This is a genomic window from Desulfobulbus sp. (assembly GCF_030824455.1).
Lineage (GTDB): Bacteria > Desulfobacterota > Desulfobulbia > Desulfobulbales > Desulfobulbaceae > Desulfobulbus.
The window spans coordinates 25,757-43,083 of the sequence record NZ_JAVBXR010000108.1 but is presented as its reverse complement, the minus strand read 5'-3'; the positions used below and the strand labels follow the sequence as shown (position 1 = coordinate 43,083).

The 17,327-nt window shown below is 58.7% G+C and carries 16 protein-coding genes; 8 read left to right on the top strand and 8 right to left on the bottom strand.

All coding sequences use genetic code 11. The annotated features are described in order from the left end of the window. Nucleotides 1-9 precede the first annotated feature (9 nt). The 3 genes from cbiQ to RCH93_RS13470 all read right to left on the bottom strand — a co-directional run bounded on the left by cbiQ (nucleotide 10) and on the right by RCH93_RS13470 (nucleotide 2,814). Nucleotides 10-822, bottom strand: coding sequence for a cobalt ECF transporter T component CbiQ (cbiQ, locus tag RCH93_RS13480; protein ID WP_306548939.1), 813 nt, complete (start codon nucleotides 820-822; stop codon nucleotides 10-12). 98 nt (nucleotides 823-920) lie between these two features. Then, entirely contained in the window at nucleotides 921-1,958 is a 1,038-nt protein-coding gene (locus RCH93_RS13475; RefSeq protein WP_306548938.1) for an energy-coupling factor ABC transporter permease, read from the bottom strand. Between the two features lie 484 nt (nucleotides 1,959-2,442). Next, a complete protein-coding gene (locus tag RCH93_RS13470; protein WP_306548937.1) occupies nucleotides 2,443-2,814 on the bottom strand; it encodes a diacylglycerol kinase in 372 nt (123 codons plus the stop codon). A 252-nt stretch (nucleotides 2,815-3,066) separates the two neighbouring features. Between RCH93_RS13470 and RCH93_RS13465 the strand changes: the two genes are divergently transcribed. The 5 genes from RCH93_RS13465 (at nucleotide 3,067) to recA (ending at nucleotide 8,263) form a co-directional block, all read left to right on the top strand. Then, nucleotides 3,067-3,438, top strand: coding sequence for a DNA-binding transcriptional regulator (locus RCH93_RS13465; RefSeq protein ID WP_306548936.1), 372 nt, complete (start codon nucleotides 3,067-3,069; stop codon nucleotides 3,436-3,438). Nucleotides 3,439-3,520: 82 nt separating this feature from the next. Next, nucleotides 3,521-4,573 carry a tRNA 2-thiouridine(34) synthase MnmA gene (mnmA, locus tag RCH93_RS13460; RefSeq protein WP_306548935.1) on the top strand — a complete coding sequence of 351 codons (1,053 nt, stop codon included), beginning with the start codon at nucleotides 3,521-3,523 and terminating at the stop codon, nucleotides 4,571-4,573. Further along, nucleotides 4,570-5,913 carry a tRNA (N(6)-L-threonylcarbamoyladenosine(37)-C(2))-methylthiotransferase MtaB gene (gene mtaB, locus RCH93_RS13455; RefSeq protein WP_306548934.1) on the top strand — a complete coding sequence of 448 codons (1,344 nt, stop codon included), beginning with the start codon at nucleotides 4,570-4,572 and terminating at the stop codon, nucleotides 5,911-5,913. The genes mnmA and mtaB overlap by 4 nt, the downstream gene beginning before the upstream one ends. 43 nt (nucleotides 5,914-5,956) lie before the next feature. Further along, nucleotides 5,957-7,192 (top strand): CinA family nicotinamide mononucleotide deamidase-related protein, encoded by a 1,236-nt coding sequence (locus tag RCH93_RS13450; RefSeq protein ID WP_306548933.1) that lies wholly within the window; start codon nucleotides 5,957-5,959, stop codon nucleotides 7,190-7,192. 24 nt (nucleotides 7,193-7,216) lie between these two features. Then, nucleotides 7,217-8,263, top strand: a complete 1,047-nt coding sequence (gene recA, locus RCH93_RS13445) for a recombinase RecA (protein ID WP_306548932.1) — start codon at nucleotides 7,217-7,219, stop codon at nucleotides 8,261-8,263. Between the two features lie 556 nt (nucleotides 8,264-8,819). Here recA and RCH93_RS13440 read toward each other — a convergent pair. Genes RCH93_RS13440 through RCH93_RS13430 form a run of 3 tightly spaced genes read right to left on the bottom strand, consistent with a single transcriptional unit; the run spans nucleotide 8,820 to nucleotide 11,186 of the window. Next, nucleotides 8,820-9,557 (bottom strand): UPF0280 family protein, encoded by a 738-nt coding sequence (locus RCH93_RS13440; RefSeq protein WP_306548931.1) that lies wholly within the window; start codon nucleotides 9,555-9,557, stop codon nucleotides 8,820-8,822. Nucleotides 9,558-9,585: 28 nt separating this feature from the next. Further along, nucleotides 9,586-9,996: an NIL domain-containing protein gene (locus RCH93_RS13435; RefSeq protein ID WP_306548930.1), complete on the bottom strand. Its 411-nt coding sequence runs from the start codon at nucleotides 9,994-9,996 to the stop codon at nucleotides 9,586-9,588. After that, entirely contained in the window at nucleotides 9,993-11,186 is a 1,194-nt protein-coding gene (locus RCH93_RS13430) for a homocysteine biosynthesis protein (RefSeq protein WP_306548929.1), read from the bottom strand. The genes RCH93_RS13435 and RCH93_RS13430 overlap by 4 nt, the downstream gene beginning before the upstream one ends. A 155-nt stretch (nucleotides 11,187-11,341) precedes the next feature. On the opposite strand from RCH93_RS13430, the gene RCH93_RS13425 reads away from it, so the two are divergent. Further along, nucleotides 11,342-12,007, top strand: coding sequence for a transposase (locus RCH93_RS13425; RefSeq protein WP_373693297.1), 666 nt, complete (start codon nucleotides 11,342-11,344; stop codon nucleotides 12,005-12,007). 107 nt (nucleotides 12,008-12,114) lie between these two features. Here RCH93_RS13425 and RCH93_RS13420 read toward each other — a convergent pair whose 3' ends face one another. Both RCH93_RS13420 and RCH93_RS13415 read right to left on the bottom strand, forming a co-directional pair. Continuing rightward, complete coding sequence (locus tag RCH93_RS13420; RefSeq protein WP_306548927.1) at nucleotides 12,115-12,366, bottom strand: hypothetical protein; 252 nt, start codon at nucleotides 12,364-12,366, stop codon at nucleotides 12,115-12,117. Between the two features lie 59 nt (nucleotides 12,367-12,425). Next, a complete protein-coding gene (locus RCH93_RS13415) occupies nucleotides 12,426-14,120 on the bottom strand; it encodes a methyl-accepting chemotaxis protein (protein ID WP_306548926.1) in 1,695 nt (564 codons plus the stop codon). 859 nt (nucleotides 14,121-14,979) lie between these two features. Here RCH93_RS13415 and RCH93_RS13410 point away from each other — a divergent pair. Then, nucleotides 14,980-16,428: a pyridoxal-dependent decarboxylase gene (locus RCH93_RS13410; protein ID WP_306548925.1), complete on the top strand. Its 1,449-nt coding sequence runs from the start codon at nucleotides 14,980-14,982 to the stop codon at nucleotides 16,426-16,428. After that, nucleotides 16,425-17,258 carry a helix-turn-helix domain-containing protein gene (locus RCH93_RS13405; RefSeq protein WP_306548924.1) on the top strand — a complete coding sequence of 278 codons (834 nt, stop codon included), beginning with the start codon at nucleotides 16,425-16,427 and terminating at the stop codon, nucleotides 17,256-17,258. The genes RCH93_RS13410 and RCH93_RS13405 overlap by 4 nt, the downstream gene beginning before the upstream one ends. Nucleotides 17,259-17,327 lie beyond the last annotated feature (69 nt).

The following is a 17,327-nucleotide window of genomic DNA, read 5'->3' as shown; positions in this document are numbered from 1 at the left end:
GAACGCGGCTCATGGGACAAGTCCGGTGAGAAACTGCCCCAGCAGCAACGAGCAATCGTAGCGGCGCATGGCGATGAGGAGCAGACAGGAGAGGGCGAACAGCAGGACGTCGCGGGCGACCAGCCGGGGCGGCCGGCTGGTGCGGATCGTGCCGTCAAAACCACGGCAGAGCATGGCCAGATGGATGCGCTGGGCCCGATCCAGGGTGCGCAGCAGCAGGCCGCCGATCAGATGGCCATAGGTCGTGATTCCCGTTCCCCGGCCGTCAAACGAACGCAGCGCCCTGGCCCGGTGCATCCGCTGGCCTTCGTCCGCCAACACAAAAATATAGCGATAGAGCAGCAGCAACTGCACCGCAAAGATTTTGGGCATGCCCATTTTTTCCATGGCCATGCAGACACCGTTGAAGCCGGTGACCGCAATCAGGGTCAGCATGGCGCCGACAGTCAGGCCAAAGCGCAACAGGATGGAAAGAAACGACAACCAGCCGCCGGAAACGGCGACAGGACCGAGGTGCAGCAGGATCTGTCGGTCAAAAAATGGATTGAACAGGCCAAGCAGCACGGCAAAGGGCGCAACCAGGACCAGGCGTTTGAGGACAAACCGGGCCGGGATGCCGGCCAGCCCCAGGATCAGGCTCAGAAACAGGGCAAACGGCAGCATCGCGGCAATAACGTACTTGTCGAAGGAAACCACGCAGAGCACAAATACTGCCGCGGTCAGCACCTTGACCCGGGGATCGAGCCGGTGGACGATCGAATCCCGGGCGGCAAGCGCGTCCAGAATCCCCAGATCAACAAAAGCGGATTCGATGTTGGCCATGCACGCGCCTCCGGGCGCAGCCTCGACACATGAAAAAAAGCAGCGATGGCGCGAAACCACCGCTGCTTGAACAACGCACGCTGCAGCAGGAAAAAGGGTTATCGGAACTGCGTTCGTCGTCGCAACAGAAAACCGACGGCAACGGCTAGGAACAGGGTGAGCCCGCCGCCCACCAGGCCTGAGGTGGTTGTGCCTGCGTCCACCGCCGGCCAGGACGGCGCCGACGCTTCCGGGGCGCTCGCTTGGGGTTCGTTGCTCTGGAAGGCGTAATCTGGCAGAAACGCGGTTTTTTCCTGGATGCCGGCGAGCAAATGGTGAATTCCCTGGTGCGGGGCTTCGAGTTCTTCCTGTCCCGAGGTTTTGGCCATGGACCATTCCAGGCCGTCGGGGAACGAGGAGGCAAACCAGGACAGCGCCCCGCCGGTGACAATCGCCGCAAGGCCCAGCCCGACCAGCACCTTGGCGATGGACAGGTTGCCCAAGGGGCGGGAGACGGCGCTGTACGCAAGGATTTCGGGGCGCGCCTTCCAGACAAAGGAAATCACCGCCGTAGTGACCAGACCCTCCACTAGCCCGATGGCGAAATGGATCGGCAGCATGGCGGCGAGGAAGTCGCCCAGCGGCAAGGCCGAAATCCCGGAGGCAACGGTTTCAAGCACCACCCCCAGCGCCCCCAGTTGGAGGCTGACAATCGCGGCGAGCGTGGCCCCGAAGGCCAGGCGCTTCGGGCTTGAGCCGTCGCCGGCGACGGGCTTGTAGATCAAGGGATAGGCGATAAAACAGGGAAAGACGCCGAGGTTGAAGATGTTGCAGCCCAAGGCCAGCAAGCCGCCGTCGGCAAAAAACAGGGCCTGCACGGTCAGCACCGAGGCAATCACCAGGAGGGCCGCATAGGGGCCAAGCAGGATGGCCAGGATCATGCCGCCGCCGAGGTGACCGGAGGAACCGGTGGCCGGGATGGTGAAGTTGATCATCTGGGCGGCAAAGATAAACGCGCCAAGCACGCCCATCAGGGGGACTTTGCGGTCGTCAAGATCCCGTTGCGTTTTCCTGGCGCAAAAGGCGATGGTTGCGGCGGTGGTTGCCCACATGACGCCGCCAACGGCGGGTGAAAGAAGCGCGTCAGCCATGTGCATGAAGGTTCCTCCTTGTTACGATGCTGCATCGTAGTCTATCGTTTCATCCAGAGCGCGAAAGCATGGACAACGAAGTAATACAAATTTTGCGTCAGTAATATCTGGCAATGGGAAGTGTTACAAAATCATTTTCTGTGTGTCAAACAGAAAATCATCGAGAGGGAGAGAACGGTTGCGTTGCAAACGACACCCTGCCAAGGAGGGTGAAAGTTTTTTTAATTGGCTGAAATTAAACGGAAATAATGGGAAGAAGGGGCGGGGCGGCGGCGTGGTGAACTGCTGCGAACTGGCTCTGGTGGCCACGGTGGGCGACCGGGGTCGTCTCAGCGGCAGGGCGGCCCTTTCTTTTGCTTCTTTTCTTTGGGCAAGCAAAAGAATGCCCCTCCCGTAGGGAGACGGAGGGTGGAGATTGCAACCAGACGGTTAAAAAAAAATCGTAATGAATGAGTGTTGTTGGTGGGCGCGATGCTGCCGTGCCCACCCTTCAGGTGAACAGCACCAAGCCCCAGATGACGGTGGTGGTGAGGATTGCCATGGTGACGGCGGCCGAGCCGAGGTCCTTGGCCAGGCCGGACAGTTCGTGCCGGTCGATGCTGATGCGGTTGACCACCACTTCAACGGCGGTGTTGATCAGTTCGACAATCAGCACCAGGAGCACGCTGCCGGCGAGCAGTGCCCGTTCCACATTGTCGGCGCCGAGCCAGCAGGCCAGGGGCAGCAGCACCAAGCACAGTAGCACCTCCTGACGAAAGGCCTCCTCATTGCGAAAGGCGGCGGACATGCCCGCAGACGAGCAGGTTATTGCCCGTTTCAATCTCGATATTCCGGTGCCGTTCAATTTCTGCTGTTCGGTCATGTGTGCCGCTCTCTTGTCCCGGTTGGGTAGTCAAATCGTGTCTCGTGCAAGGACGGCGCGGAAAACGCCGCCAATCCTTTCTGTATGACGGAAAATACACTATTATTTTCCACTTTTCCAGGGACTTTTCCGTCTCCCTGCCGTGCCGCCCGCAACCATCGCCGGATGCCCGGCGACCGGGAAAATGGATTGCCGGCCTCCGCACCTTGTGGTATCTCTTGGCTTAGGCATTCTTTTATCCTGGGCGGAATTATGAATCGTGAAACATTCTCTCATTTACGGGCAAAACTGGGGAAAACCCAAAAAGCGCTGGCCGGATTGCTCGGAGTTTCTCTCAAAGCCGTGCAGAGTTACGAACAGGGCTGGCGCGCCATTCCCATTCACGTGGAACGCCAGCTTTATTTTCTGGCAGTCAATCAGCGGGGCGACGACCAGGCCAAGCGCAAGGACTGTTGGACAATCAAAAAATGCGACCGGAAAAAGGAATGTCCGGCCTGGGAATTTCAGGCGGGCCATCTTTGCTGGTTCCTCAGCGGCACCCGTTGCGAGTGCGCGGCGGACAAAAATTGGAAGGAAAAGATGGAAATCTGCCGCGACTGCGAGGTGTTGACGTCGCTGCTGTGAGTCTGCCTGCCTGTTTGCCGGGCGCCGCCTTTGGCTGTTGGCGCCGCCGGTACCGTTTCGTCTCTCCCCAGGATCAGTGCGCATGACTGCACTCAAGGTCGGCGTCGCCATGAGCGGCGGGGTCGATTCCACCATGGCCGCCTCGCTGTTGCAGGAGCAAGGCCACATGGTCCACGGATTTTTCATGATCTTGCCGTTGGCCGATCTGGAAGCCCAGCAGCATCGGGTCCGGGAAGCGGCCGAGCGACTGTCGCTGCCGCTGACCCTGATCGATCTACGCCAGCCGTTCACCGAGCAGGTCATCGGGTATTTCACCCAGAGCTATCACACCGGTTTGACGCCCAATCCCTGCATCCGCTGCAATCGCGCCGTTAAGTTCGGCCTGCTGGCCGAGGCCATGCTGGCGGCGGGGATGGAACGCGTCGCCACCGGCCATTACGCCCGCATCCACTCTGACGGCGCGCAGCAATGGGTGGGCCGCGGCGCTGACCCCGGCAAGGATCAATCCTATTTCCTAGCCCGGCTTTCCGCCGCACAGTTGCGCCCCCTGCTGTTTCCCCTGGGCGACTGGACCAAGGCGCAGGTCCGCGAGCGGGCCGCCGCGCTGGGCTTTCAGTTCGGCGGCGAGGAGAGCCAGGACGTCTGCTTTCTCGACCAGGGACTGCCGGCTTTTCTTGCCGGACAGGGCCTAGGCGATGCCGTCGGCCCGGTGCTGACCCGCGACGGCCGGCAGATCGGTGAGCACCAGGGCGTGTGGCATTACACCATTGGTCAGCGCCGCGGTCTGGGGTTGCCCGACTCCACACCCTGGTATGTGGTGGAGTTGGACGGCGCCGGCAACCGGCTGATTGTCGGCAAAAATCAGGACCTCCTGCGCGTTGATTGCACCCTGCAATCGCTTGCCTGGACGCAGACGCCGCCCACCCTGCCCTGGCGCGGCCTGGTGCAGTTGCGCTCGCGCCACACCCCGGCCACGGCCGAATTGACCCGGACCGGGCCCGAGCAATGGCGGCTGGTCTTTGACGCTCCGCAGCGCGCAGTCACCCCCGGCCAGTTCGCGGTGTTCTATGCGGACGACCGGGTTCTCGGCAGCGCGGTGATCGCCGCCGGCCCAACCGCAGAGGAGCAGGCATGAAACGGATCGCCATCACCACCCTGGGCTGCAAGGTCAACCAGTTCGAGTCCGCCGCTTTCGCCAGCCGCTTTGAGGACCTGGGCTGCGAAATGGTCCCTTTCCAGGCCGCTGCGGACGTGTACGTTATCAACACCTGCACAGTCACGGCCAAGGCCGGCCAGCAGTCGCGGCAACTGATCCGCCGGGTGCTCCACGAGCATCCCGACGCCCGGGTCGTGGTCACCGGCTGCTACGCCCAGATGGACCCGGAATCCGTGCTCAATCTGGCCGAACAACCGGCGGCTCCGGTGACCATCGTCGGCAACGGCAACAAGCATCTGCTGGTGGAGGCGGCCCTGTCCGAGCACGCGCGCGATCTGGTCATGCTGATGGGCAAGATCCGCGAAAAAAAGGAGATCTGCGACCTGCCGGTTAAACGCTTTCGGGGCCGCACCCGCGCCTATCTCCGCATTCAGGACGGCTGCGATAACTTTTGCTCCTACTGCATCGTGCCCTACACCAGAGGCCGCAGCCGCAGCCTGCCCATGGCCGGGGTGCTTGAGCAGGCGGCGGTTTTCAGCGAGCAGGGCTACCGCGAGTTGGTGATCACCGGCATCAACGTCGGCAAGTACGGCCTGGATCTGAGCGAGGGCGAGACCATCTACAGCCTGCTCGACCGGCTCTGCCGCGACTTTCCCGGTCTCCGCCTGCGGCTCAGTTCGATCGAACCGACCGAGGTCAACGAGCATTTGCTGGAGCTGATGGGCCGGCACGCCAATTTCATGCCCCATCTGCACATCCCGCTGCAGAGCGGCGACGACCAGGTGCTGGCGCGGATGAACCGACGCTACGACCGCGCCGAATTTGCCGAGGTCATCCATCGGGTGCGGCACACCCTGCCCGCCGCCGCCATCGGTTGCGACGTGCTTGGCGGTTTTCCCGGCGAAACCGAGGAGGAGGCGGAGAACACTTACCGTTTGCTGGCCGATCTGCCAGTCAGTTATCTCCATGTCTTTCCCTATTCCCGCCGACCTTCCACCCTGGCCGCCTCCATGCGAGAGCAACTGCCCGGCCCGGTGAAAGAGGCGCGGGTGCGGCGATTGCGGGCGCTGGATGCGGAAAAACGACAGGCCATGTACGCAAACAATATTGGCCGGGTTCATCAGGTGCTGGTGGAGCGGCGGCAGAGCAAGACCGGGCTGTTGCAGGGTTTTTCCGAAAATTATCTGCCGATCCTGTTTCCTGGCGGCTCCGGGCTGATCCGCAAGGTGGTTCCGGTGCGGCTGGTCGCAGTTGAGGACGGGCAACCGATGGGTCTGCTGGCCGAGGACCTGCTTGAGGAAAGTCGCCAAAACAGGTAAGCTGGCGCTTCAACCTTGGCCTGTGACCTGTGAGGACGACGGAATGATTGGAGAAATAATTGCGATTGGCGACGAGCTGACCTCGGGCCGCATCAGCAACACCACCAGCGGCTATGCGGCCCGGCAACTGTTTCTGCTGGGCCATGCCGTCCAGGCCATGCACACCATCGGCGACGACCCGGAGCTGATCGGCTCGACCCTCAAGGCGGCGATCACGCGTTCCGATTTTGTCCTGGTGACCGGCGGCCTGGGCGCCACCACCGACGACCTGACCAACGAGGCGGTGATCCAAGCCCTGGAGCTGAAGGTTGCCACCCATCCCTGCGTGCAGGCCAACATCGAGTCGCGCATGGGCAAAGACGACGGCAAGGCGGCGGTGTCGCTGGCCAAGCTGGCGCAACTGCCCGAAGGGGCCGAGGTGCTGGACGACGACTGCCGGATGGCCGGCTACCTGCTCCGTTATCAGGGCAAGCCCATCTATTTCCTGCCCGGCGTGCCGCCGCAGATGGAAATGCTGCTGCGCGACAAGGTGCTGCCCGGCATGCAAACCTTTGACGCTTCGCGCGCCGTGCCGGTGAGCCAGCGGGTTTACCGCACCTGTGGTCTGTTTGAAATCGAGATCAACAAACGGCTGCACGCCCTGGAGCAGAATGGGGTGCAGATCGGGTATTACCCGGTCGGGGCCGAGGTCCATGTCAGCCTGACCGCCCGCAACCTCGAGCGCGGCGTCGACGATCCCGGGTTCCGGACGGCGGACGCGGTCATTCGCGAGGCCCTGGGGGAGAACATCTACGGCGTTGATCAGGAGACCCTAGCCTCGGCAACGGGCCGACTGCTGCAGGAGCGGGGATTGATGCTCGGGGTGGCCGAATCCTGCACCGGCGGCCTGATCGGGGGGTTGATCACCGAGGCGGCGGGCAGTTCACGATGGTTCAAGGGCGGGGTGATTGTCTATTCCAACGCCTTGAAAGAGGGCTTGCTTGGCATTGAGGCCGATCTGCTTGCCCAATACGGCGCGGTGAGCGGCGAAACCGCCCGGGCCATGGCCAGCGGGGCGGCGCAGCGCCTCGGCTGCGACATCGCCGTCTCGGCCACCGGCATTGCCGGGCCCGGCGGCGGCACAGCGGAAAAGCCGGTGGGCACGGTCTACCTCGGGCTTTCATATCACAACACGGTGGTTGACCGGTTGTGCCGATTCAACGGCTCTCGCCGACAAATTCAGGAAAAAACCGCGCAAACGGCAGTGGACATGGTGCGCCGGGCGTTACTTGCGAGTTAATACAGGTCAGATAAGGAGAATTCGATGACAGTGTCCAATGATATCAGTGAAGGCCGTTTAAAAAGCGTCGACAACGCCATCACCCAGATCCACCGCCAGTTCGGCAAGGGCTCGATTATGCGGCTGGGAACCACGGAGCGGGAGTTGATCCCGGTCATACCCACCGGCATTCTTTCGGTCGATCTGGCCCTGGGCGTCGGCGGTTTGCCGCGCGGCCGGGTAACCGAGATCTACGGCCCGGAGTCCTCGGGCAAAACCACCCTGGCCCTGCACGTGATTGCCGAGGCGCAGCGCCGGGGCGGCAACGTGGCCTTTATCGACGCCGAGCATGCCCTGGACACCAACTACGCCGAGCGGTTGGGAGTGGACACCGACAACCTGCTGATTTCCCAGCCGGATTTCGGCGAACAGGCCCTGGAGATCGCCGAAATTCTGATCCGCAGCGGCGGCATTGACGTCGTGGTGGTCGACTCGGTGGCGGCGCTGGTGCCCCGGGCTGAGATCGACGGCAACGTCGGCGATCAGCACGTCGGCCTCCAGGCCCGGCTGATGTCGCATGCGATGCGCAAATTCACCGGCGTGCTCAGCCGCACCAACACCGTGCTTATTTTCATCAACCAGATCCGAATGAAAATCGGGGTGATGTTCGGCAACCCCGAGACCACAACCGGCGGCAATGCCCTGAAGTTCTACAGCTCGATCCGCATCGACATCCGCAAAACCACCCAGATCAAGGAAGGCCAGGACGTCATCGGCAACCTGACCAAGATCAAAATCGTCAAAAACAAGGTGGCCCCGCCCTTCAAACAGGCGGATGTGGACATCATCTATGGCGAGGGCGTGTCCCGGACCGGCGACGTGCTGGATCTTGGCGTGGCCAACGAGATTGTCGACAAGAGCGGCGCCTGGTACTCCTATCAGGACGAGCGCATCGGCCAGGGTCGGGAAAACGCCAAGAAATTCCTCAAGGAACACCCGGAAACCCTTGCCGACATCGAGCGCAAACTGCGTTTGGCGCTGGGCATGCCGGTGGACAACGACGCGCCGACGCCAACTCCGGCCGCCGAATAAGCAGTTTTCAGACCGCCTCGTTTTTTCGGGATCGTCCGCGCCGGTTGAACGGCCGTGGACGATCCCGAACCTTTTTCCGCCCGCCTGCCCGCCAGGTGCCCGCCTCGCCCGTTTTATTCCATTTCTCTTTCAAAAGTGAAGCACGCTGCTTCGTCATCGACGAGCACAGCGATGAGCTATTTCATTATGGCGCGAGATTTCTCACTTCATTCGAAATGACCGACGCGGAAGGCATTTGCTCCAAAATCCACGGCTATGCGCCTGCCCTTGGTCATTTCGGGCGCAGCGAGAAATCTCCGGGGCAAAGGAAGTCTGTCGCATTCACGACGATCTCCCCTGGTGTGATCGTTCCCACGCTCCAGCGTGGGAATGCAGTCCTGGGCGCTCCAGCGCCCTCATTCCGACAAGGGCTGCGTTGGGCCGCGTCTCCGAACCCCACGAATAGCTTCGCTTTTTGTCATCTCGACCAGAGGGAGAGATCTCGCCTTTATATGACAGACTTTCGTCGGCGATGTTTTGCGCTGTGCAAGATGTTTCGCTTGATTTGGAAATGGAATTATCCCTGAAAGTCGGACCGCAGATCGCGGGTGATTTTTGCCTGCGCCCCGGCGTCGTCGTTGCGAACCAATTGCGGCAGCTTGCCCCACATGCCGATTTTGCCGTTTTTGACCGCGAAGACGCCGTCAACGCCGGGGATGGCGCCGACGTCGTCCAGCACCGGGGTCAAATCGTGTTCCGATTGGATGCGATTGCAGACCAGGGTGACGGCGGAATCGGCCAGCGCGCCGTCCTTGGCGGTCACGGTGGCCAGATCGCACCTGCCGAAACTCAAGGAATGGCCCATTTTGCTGGAGGAGGAACAGAGGGCGAGGGGAAGGTCCTGCGGATCGATGCGGAAGGCCAGTTTGCCGGCAATGGCGTTGTCGCCGGCGTAGATGCCGATGACGACCGGTTGGTCGGAGTGGATAAAGATGTCGCCGCCGTTTTCGACAATGGCCTCGCGGCAACCCGCCGCCAGGGCCGCTTCAACGCCCAGCTGGGCGAGCGTCCCGGCCACCGAGGCCATGGGGCCAAGCCCGGTGAGCGCGCTGGCTGCGGCCATGCGCAACGCCGCCTCGGGCGCGTCCTCGAGGAGGACAACCGGAACCAGCGCGGTCAGGAACTCGGGGTGACGGCTGATGTAGCGTTCGAGCTGTCGGCGGTGCTCGACCACGGTTCGGGTGACCAGCTCAAAGGCCGGGCAGGCGACCCGAAGGTTGGTGTCCTTCCAGGAAAAGGAGCGATAGACGCGCATCGGAGATCAGGCGTCGCCGCGCCCTGCCTCAGAAGTTTGAGGAGCAGGCGCCAAAGGGACAGGCGGCCACGCAGGCCAGGCACTCGATGCAGTTTTCCTCGCAAAAGCCGATGGTGCGGGTGGCCCGGTCGATGATCGACAGCGCCCCGGTGGGACAGTGGACCACACAGGCCCCGCACTGGCCGCAGCGGCCCGCATCCCAGAGCATCCCCTTGTTGCCGGCGTGGATGTCCACGTCAAAGGTGCCCAGAAAGCCAAAGGCCCGGTCGATGTTTTCCTGGGTTCCGGTCACCTCAAGGCTGAGATAGCCCTCCTCCTCGGAGGTCACCTTGGCGCGGAAGATGTTGACGATCAGGTCGAACTGTTTGACCAGCTGATAGACGATCGGTTTCTCGGTTTCGCTCTTGGGAAAATAGAGATAGATTTTTTTGGTGATCATCGCGCCGGTCCTGTGATGTTCAATGATTGCATGCCCTGATTCAGGGGCAGGCGCTGGCTGGGTTCGGCGAGCAGGAAACGGCCCGCCTCGATTTCGGCCTTGAGCAGGTTGCAGATCTTGAGCGCCTTGTTGTACGAGGAGAGCGAGGTGACCGGGATCTTTTTGCCGTTCAGCTCAACCTCGCCGGAGCGCAGCTGCTCGTAGTTGTAGCGGGCCAGGACCTTGCCGGTCTTCTGCGGATAGTCCGTGGAATAATCGATGACGCAGGCCTGGATGTCGCGGTCGCGCACCGTGGCGCGGCGGAGGATTTCGTGGTTCAGAATCGGGATCGGAATGCCGACGCCCAGAGCCAGCGACACCCCGTAGCCCTTGAAGCTGGTCCCGCGCACGAACTCGGGCAGCATCTCCTTCATGTTGCCGGTCAGCGCCAGGGTGCCTGCGCCTTCCACCGGCACGTCGTTGTCGCCGCGCTCCGCCAGCGAACAGTGCTGGGTGCCCTGCGAATAGACAATGCCGCGCGCCCCGGCCAGCCAGATGGCCGTGCCCACGCCGATGGTCTCGTACAGCGGGTCGTTGAGCAGCGGCGACAACTGCCCGGCCGAGCAGTAGGTCATGTTGCGCATCTTGGCGCGGAGGATGCCTAGGTAGGTGTAAATCCGTTTGTCCGAGCAGTTGACCGCCACATTGTAGTTCTGGTAGCAGTTGCGCGGGTTGACCATGATCGCCTGGTTGAGATCATGAATGTCGAACAGGGTGCGGATCTCGCGGCGGGGATAATCGTCGGTGCCGTAGGAGAGGCCAAAGAGCTGCAGCTTCTTGCCGGCCACCAGATCCTCGATCACATGGCCGCCGCCGTAGCGGAATTCGCCGGGGTGGTACATGTTGGCCGGGTCGTTGTGGCGCAGCTGGGTGGCGCCCATGTACACGTCGACCGCGGCAATGCCGCAATAGGCCATGACGTCGTTGATCCAGGCCTCGGAGATGCGCATCTTGGGCGTGCTGTGGCCGAAATTGAGGAAGCAACCGGAGGAGCACATCGGCCCGAAGGTGGCGGTGGTCACCACGTCCACCTCCTGGGCGGCGGCTTCCAGGCCGCGCTTGTCGACGTAATCGATCACCTCTTCGGCGGTGAGCACCACGGCCTTGCCGGATGCAATTTTATCGTTAATTTCCGCGTAGGTCTTGGTCATAGCGCATTCTCACAGGTAAGGGCCTTCAGGTTCGCCGCAAAGCGCTTACTATAGGACGATTGGATAAAAACAGCAAGTTGCCGCAACCATAATAAATTTGGGGACAGTATATTAAATGTTGACGCCCGCCGGCGGCTCCTGATAGATTGTTGATCATGGCAAGAATGGCACGAGTGATAGCCCCAGGCTATCCGCATCACATCACCCAGCGCGGCAATCGTCGGCAGCAGACGTTTTTCTGCGACGACGACTACCACGCCTACATCGACCTGACGGCAGAATGGTGCCAACGCTATGGCGTGGCCATCTGGGCTTGGTGCCTGATGCCCAATCATGTGCACCTCATCGCCGTGCCGAGCAATGAAAGCGGCCTTGCCCGAGCCATCGGCGAAGCCCACCGGCGGTACACGCTTCGCATCAACAGCCGCGAGCAGTGGCGCGGCCATCTCTGGCAGGAACGGTTTGCCTCCTGCCCCATGGATGAAAACTACCTTTTGGCCGCAGCCCGATACATTGAAATGAACCCCGTGGCCGCGCAACTGGTGAGCCATCCTGGCGATTACCCATGGAGCAGCGCCGGAGCGCATCTTGCCGGGGTCGACGACCGGCTTGTCAAAGTGGAGCCCTTACTTGAACTGGTTCCGAATTGGGCCGATTTCCTGCAGATGACCTCGCCCGAGGAAGTTGAAACGATGCAACGCCATGAACGAACCGGCCGGCCGCTGGGAAGCGACAGCTTTATCGACGACCTGGAGACAGCCCTCGGCCGCGTTTTACGACCGCAAAAACCGGGTCCTAAGGGAAGCTTGGCTGGGGTTTGAGTTGGGGAAACTGTCCACGAACGCCCGCCGAGGATGGTGATGTTTCCTGCTTAACCCCGAACAATGCATCTAAAGTTTGAAGCGTCACTGATTCGAGTAAGAATCCATCACACCTTAAACCTGCTAACTATATGATTTAGTGCAGTTGCTTGCTCCAATAAATCATTGGAATTGTTTTTAACACCCGTGCTACTATTAGATATATTTCCTGATGCAACTGAAACTTTTGCTATATTTTTAGAGATATCTTCTGCGACAATGGAACTATTGTTAATGTTTTCATTTACCTCCTGCAGTCCTTGGCTTACCTGAGAGATATTATTGGCTATTTCCTTGGTAGCTGCTGACTGTTCTTCCACTGCAGTGGCAATTATAGTTACGATATCGTTGACCCCGCCAATTACTGAGGTTATTTTTCCTATAACGGCTCCAGCTGTGGTGGTTGTAGACTGGACATTTTCAATGAGTTTTTTATGTCCATGGTGGCTGTTGCCGTCTGTTTGGCCAGTTCCTTGATTTCGTTAGCTACAACGGCAAACCCTTTACCAGCTTCGCCAGCCCTAGCAGCCTCAATTGTGGCATTAAGAGCCAAAAGGTTGGTTTGCTCGGAAATTTCGGTGATAGTCTCAGTTACTTTGTCTATTTTATTCGCTGCTTGGCCAAGTTCCTCCATCTTGCTTGAAGCCAGAATGGCTTGATCTACAGCATCACTGGAAACACTTCTTGCTTTTTCAGCATTTTCGGCTATCTCATTGATAGTTGCACTCATCTCTTCCGCTGCCGAGGCTACCATGTTCGTGTTGGTAGACGACTGCTCCATGGATGCCGCAACATTGTTGAGATTTGCACTCATCTCTTCCGCTGCGGTTGCAACGTTATTGGCAAGTCCGGACGTATCTTCTGCATCGGTCATTAAATTGTGAGAAATTTCTGAAAGCATCGATGAGCTTCCGTTAACATTGCCAGCATTGGCAGATATTTCTTTGATTATTTTTTGCAATTTTTCTATAAAAATATTAAGCCACATTGCCATTTCACCTACTTCGTCATTACTAACTACTGCAAGCCGTTTTGTAAGGTCACCTTCACCCTCGGCAATATCTTTAAGGCCTTCAACTGCACTATTTATTGGTTTGGTTATTCGAAGCGATGCAAAATATATAAATATGCTGATGCTGATCATGGCGACAATGGAAACAATTACTATTTTGTTTCTTGTTTCGATGCTGCTTGCGATAAATTCATCATAATTCTGAGCAAAAACAATGCTCCCTCCGTTGCTCTTTACGGGTGCGAATCCACCAACTTTCCTAACACCATTAAAGACATACTCTTCCACGCCCTCTTGGCCGCCTAGCATTGTTTTTGAGATTGCCTCCAATCCTTTTAGAGTATTTATGTCTGTAGTTAAGATGAGTTTCTCATCTGGGTGAGCATTAACAATACCTTTTTGGTTTACCATAAAAGCATAACCGGTCTTTCCCGTTTTTACCTGTAAAACCATATCGACAAGATTGGCGCCTTTGACCCCTATAAGAATTGCACCAAGGAATTCTCCTCGCGCATTTTTTACTGGGGCACAAGCAACATATACCAGTTGATTGGTATCTCTAGCGCGAACAATATCACTGAGAACAGTTTTCCCTGTAGTTTTGACATCTTTAAAATACTGGCGATCACCAAGGTCCATTGGTTTATACTCTTCCCCGTTGCTCTTTGCTCCGGCCACATAAAGACCATTTTGGTCGACTAAAAATACCCCATCGTATTTGTCTCCCAATTGCCCAACTTTTTTCTTCATGACCAAACGCAACCTGTCTATATCTTCAATTGCCCCACCGGTTCCCTTATTTTTAACAATCTGGGCAATTTCCGATATCATTTCGTCTGAGGATAAAACATTGACGATCTTTGTCTGAAATTCGAAACTAGAGTCAACAGCGGTCGCCACACTTTTTGCCAATCCCAATGCGTTAGTCTTGGAGATAGCTTCTAATGCATCGAAAGATTTCGCGGTGGCGATGTACATAACAATCAGCAAGGGAAGAATAACAGCAACGCAACCACCCGCGACAAGTTTGAAAGATATGGATTTCACATTTATTTTATTCATAATTTTTTGAATAACATTTGTAGTTTAAGAGGAATTAGATGGCAAAACTATTCTTTTTCAACGTTACTCAAACGCTATCATAAACAAGTATGGAAATCAAGGAACCTCCGGCAAAATACCGGAGGTTTGACAACTTCTAAATCGACCTTTTTCGAGTAAAAGCCAAGCAACCGGTCGGGATAGAATATTCAATATTGCCAGCTCCGCAAAATCCAAAAACACAAACCCCATTTCATAAAACCAGCAAGACGGCGCGCAGGCACCTGAAAAAGGCGGCTCCTCGACATTTCGAGTGGAATTTGCCAGGAAATGGCTGGCCGAATGGGCAGAGATTATGATGCCGCTCAAGGCGCAATATCTCAGCGGCGCTATCTATCTCTCTGTTCTTGCAATGCGCAGAGGGCTGCCTCCTGGGGAATTGGTCTTTTCGCTGTATTTGCAGCCATCTTGAACCCACGAGCTGTTTTGTTGTTATTTTTGTCGTTTTGTGTGGGTTTGATCCCTCGGAAAATCAAATCCACACAAAACGACGAGGAGCCAAAAAGGCCATGGTGCTCCACAAGCTGGGAAAATGCGACCGGCGCTTGTATTTGACGCTGGTGTTCGTCGCGCCCTCTCTCTACTTTCTATTCGATTATCCGCCTCCCTTGTAGTATAGAGCAATCGCTTTTGCACATTTTTCGGGTCTTCGACAAATCGGCGACGCCTCGCCGATCAGGCCAAAATTTCCCAGAAACGGCCTTGCAAAAGCAGCAGGAATAGATAGTTTCCCCTCGGCGACTTGTCACCCCCGCCGGGGCGCCTTCAGGTTGCGTTTGTTTTGAATCTTTACTGACCACAGGGAGCATTCACAGGACGTATGGAGCAGGAAAAAATCTTTGAGCGGCTGCTACAGCTTCTCAGCCGTCATTATAGCCACCGGACCGCCGGAACCTTTGTCGATTATCTTGATCCCGGCGAGCTCCGGCGTCAGCTGGACCTGGACCACGCCGGACCCGGAGGCGACTGGGAGCAGGTGTTCGACTGGGTGGAAAAATACCTGGCGCACGCGGTCAAGACCGACCATCCCGGCTATCTCAACCGGATGTGGGCCGGGGCCAATCTGCCCTCGGTGATCGGGGAAATGGTGGCTGCCGCGACCAACACCTCGGCCTGCACCTTTGAAACCGCGCCGGTCTCCACTCTGATGGAGAAATACCTGTTGCGCACCATGCTGGAGCTGGTCGGTTTTGCCAACGGTTCCGGCCAGATGACCACGGGGTCGAGCAACGCCAACATGATTGCGATGATGGCCGCCCGCAACAGCGTTGATCCCGCAGTCAAGCAAAGCGGGCTGTTCGGCCGCCCGGAATTGTTTGCCTTTGTCAACGCCGACGCCCACTATTCCATGGACAGGGCCGCCAACATCCTTGGCCTGGGCGCGGATCATCTGATCAAAATCCCGGTGGACGAACATGGCCGGATGGACGTGGCGCAGCTGGAGCAGCGTCTGGCAACGGTGGTCGCCGCCGGCGGCTCGCCTTTTTTTGTCGCCGCCACCGCCGGCACCACGGTGCGGGGCTCCTACGACCCCCTGCCGCCGCTGCTGGCCCTGCGCGAGCGCTACAACTTCTGGCTCCATGTGGACGGGGCCTGGGGCGGGGCGGTCATTTTCAGCGACCGGCTGCGTGGTCAGTACCTGCCCGATCTGGCCCAGGCAGACTCGTTCACCCTGGATTTCCACAAGATGCTGGGCACGGCCCTGATGTGCAATGTGCTGCTGTTCAACCAGCGGCCCGACATCCTCCGCCAGGTGTGCAGCGCCGGCGACGAGAGCTACATCTTCCGCGACGGTGAAGACGGCGAAATTCGCGATCTCGGCACCCAATCGCTGCAATGCGGCCGCCGGGTCGACAGCCTCAAGTGGTTTCTCGACTGGAAATTTTACGGGCAGGCCGGGCTGGCGGCGCGGGTGGAGCACTATCTGGAGTTGTGCGAATACGCAGAAAGCCAGGTCAACCAACGGGACGAGCTGGAGATGGTCGTGCCCCGGGAGTCGTTTAACATCTGTTTTCGCTTTCGCACGCCCCCGTCCATCCCGCCGGCGGAATTCAACCGGGAGCTGCGCGAGCGCATGCACCGCACCGGCCGCAGCCTGGTCGGCACCGGCGTCGTCAACGGCGAACTGGTGCTGCGGCTTTTGATTACCAACGTCAACGTCGAAACACCCGAGATCGACACATTTTTCCAGGCCGTGATCGACACCGGCCGAGAGCTGCTGGCTGAAAGGAGCAGCCGGAACCAAGCATCACCAACGAGGCAGGCATGAGCGACAACGAATACACGGTAACCCAGAAAGAGGCGGCGGACTTTCTCAACGTCTCCACCAAATCCATCAGCCGATATCGCAAGCGAGGGTTGCCGCACAAACTGATTCTCAATCCGGTGACCGGTAAGCAGGAGGTCCGCTTCCGCTACGCCGATCTGGAGCGGTGGGACGAAGGCCGGCAGTTGCTGGCGGCCTACCCCCGCGACGGCGAGCAGGCCAGCGATGCCAAAGCAGTTGGTTCCGTCCGCAGTGCAGCTCCGCCTGAGTTGAGCAACAGTTTCCTCAACGACCTGCTGGTTGCCTACAAGGATCAGATTGAGCTGCTTCGCGAGCAGTTGGAAGACATGCGCGAGCAGTTGGCGCGCCGCGACCGCCAAATCGACGATCTGATGCGGCTGATGGTTGGCCTGCAACTGGAATACAAACCCATGCCGGTCGAGACCCGCACCGACGCGGAGACCATCCAGGGGCCGGTCGCCGTTTCCGTTGGTTTTTCCGGGCAAGCCAGCGATGACCTCTACGAGATGGTCGAAATCCCCCAACCGATCCCAACTGCTGCAAACTCGGCAACGCTTGAGGCGCAGACCGCGTCAACCACGTCGCAGCAGGTTGCGAACCAAAAAATCTTCTCCCGGGATCAACTCTCGACGTCCATCGCCCGTCTGCGGCAAAAAGGCAAGAGTTACGAAGAGATCGCGCGCGGGCTCAATCAGATCAACGTGGCCACCCTGTCCGGCCAGCCGCTATGGACCATCCTGGAGGTGCAAACCCTGTTGCCGGCTCTGGTGGTCGATCCATTGCGCGGTCCGTTTGGCGCCGGTTCCCTGTAGGCCACTCGCCAACGGCTTGCGGCGGCTGGTTTTTCCAGGCAAAGCGCCATTCGCGGCTTGACTTCAACC

What these genes read in the sequence shown, in the direction of transcription:
- cbiQ (WP_306548939.1), bottom strand. Translation starts at nt 822, where the DNA reads ATGGCCAACATCGAATCCGCTTTTGTTGATCTGGGGATTCTGGACGCG.
- RCH93_RS13475 (WP_306548938.1), bottom strand. Translation starts at nt 1,958, where the DNA reads ATGCACATGGCTGACGCGCTTCTTTCACCCGCCGTTGGCGGCGTCATG.
- RCH93_RS13470 (WP_306548937.1), bottom strand. Translation starts at nt 2,814, where the DNA reads ATGACCGAACAGCAGAAATTGAACGGCACCGGAATATCGAGATTGAAA.
- RCH93_RS13465 (WP_306548936.1), top strand. Translation starts at nt 3,067, where the DNA reads ATGAATCGTGAAACATTCTCTCATTTACGGGCAAAACTGGGGAAAACC.
- mnmA (WP_306548935.1), top strand. Translation starts at nt 3,521, where the DNA reads ATGACTGCACTCAAGGTCGGCGTCGCCATGAGCGGCGGGGTCGATTCC.
- mtaB (WP_306548934.1), top strand. Translation starts at nt 4,570, where the DNA reads ATGAAACGGATCGCCATCACCACCCTGGGCTGCAAGGTCAACCAGTTC.
- RCH93_RS13450 (WP_306548933.1), top strand. Translation starts at nt 5,957, where the DNA reads ATGATTGGAGAAATAATTGCGATTGGCGACGAGCTGACCTCGGGCCGC.
- recA (WP_306548932.1), top strand. Translation starts at nt 7,217, where the DNA reads ATGACAGTGTCCAATGATATCAGTGAAGGCCGTTTAAAAAGCGTCGAC.
- RCH93_RS13440 (WP_306548931.1), bottom strand. Translation starts at nt 9,557, where the DNA reads ATGCGCGTCTATCGCTCCTTTTCCTGGAAGGACACCAACCTTCGGGTC.
- RCH93_RS13435 (WP_306548930.1), bottom strand. Translation starts at nt 9,996, where the DNA reads ATGATCACCAAAAAAATCTATCTCTATTTTCCCAAGAGCGAAACCGAG.
- RCH93_RS13430 (WP_306548929.1), bottom strand. Translation starts at nt 11,186, where the DNA reads ATGACCAAGACCTACGCGGAAATTAACGATAAAATTGCATCCGGCAAG.
- RCH93_RS13425 (WP_373693297.1), top strand. Translation starts at nt 11,342, where the DNA reads ATGGCAAGAATGGCACGAGTGATAGCCCCAGGCTATCCGCATCACATC.
- RCH93_RS13415 (WP_306548926.1), bottom strand. Translation starts at nt 14,120, where the DNA reads ATGAATAAAATAAATGTGAAATCCATATCTTTCAAACTTGTCGCGGGT.
- RCH93_RS13410 (WP_306548925.1), top strand. Translation starts at nt 14,980, where the DNA reads ATGGAGCAGGAAAAAATCTTTGAGCGGCTGCTACAGCTTCTCAGCCGT.
- RCH93_RS13405 (WP_306548924.1), top strand. Translation starts at nt 16,425, where the DNA reads ATGAGCGACAACGAATACACGGTAACCCAGAAAGAGGCGGCGGACTTT.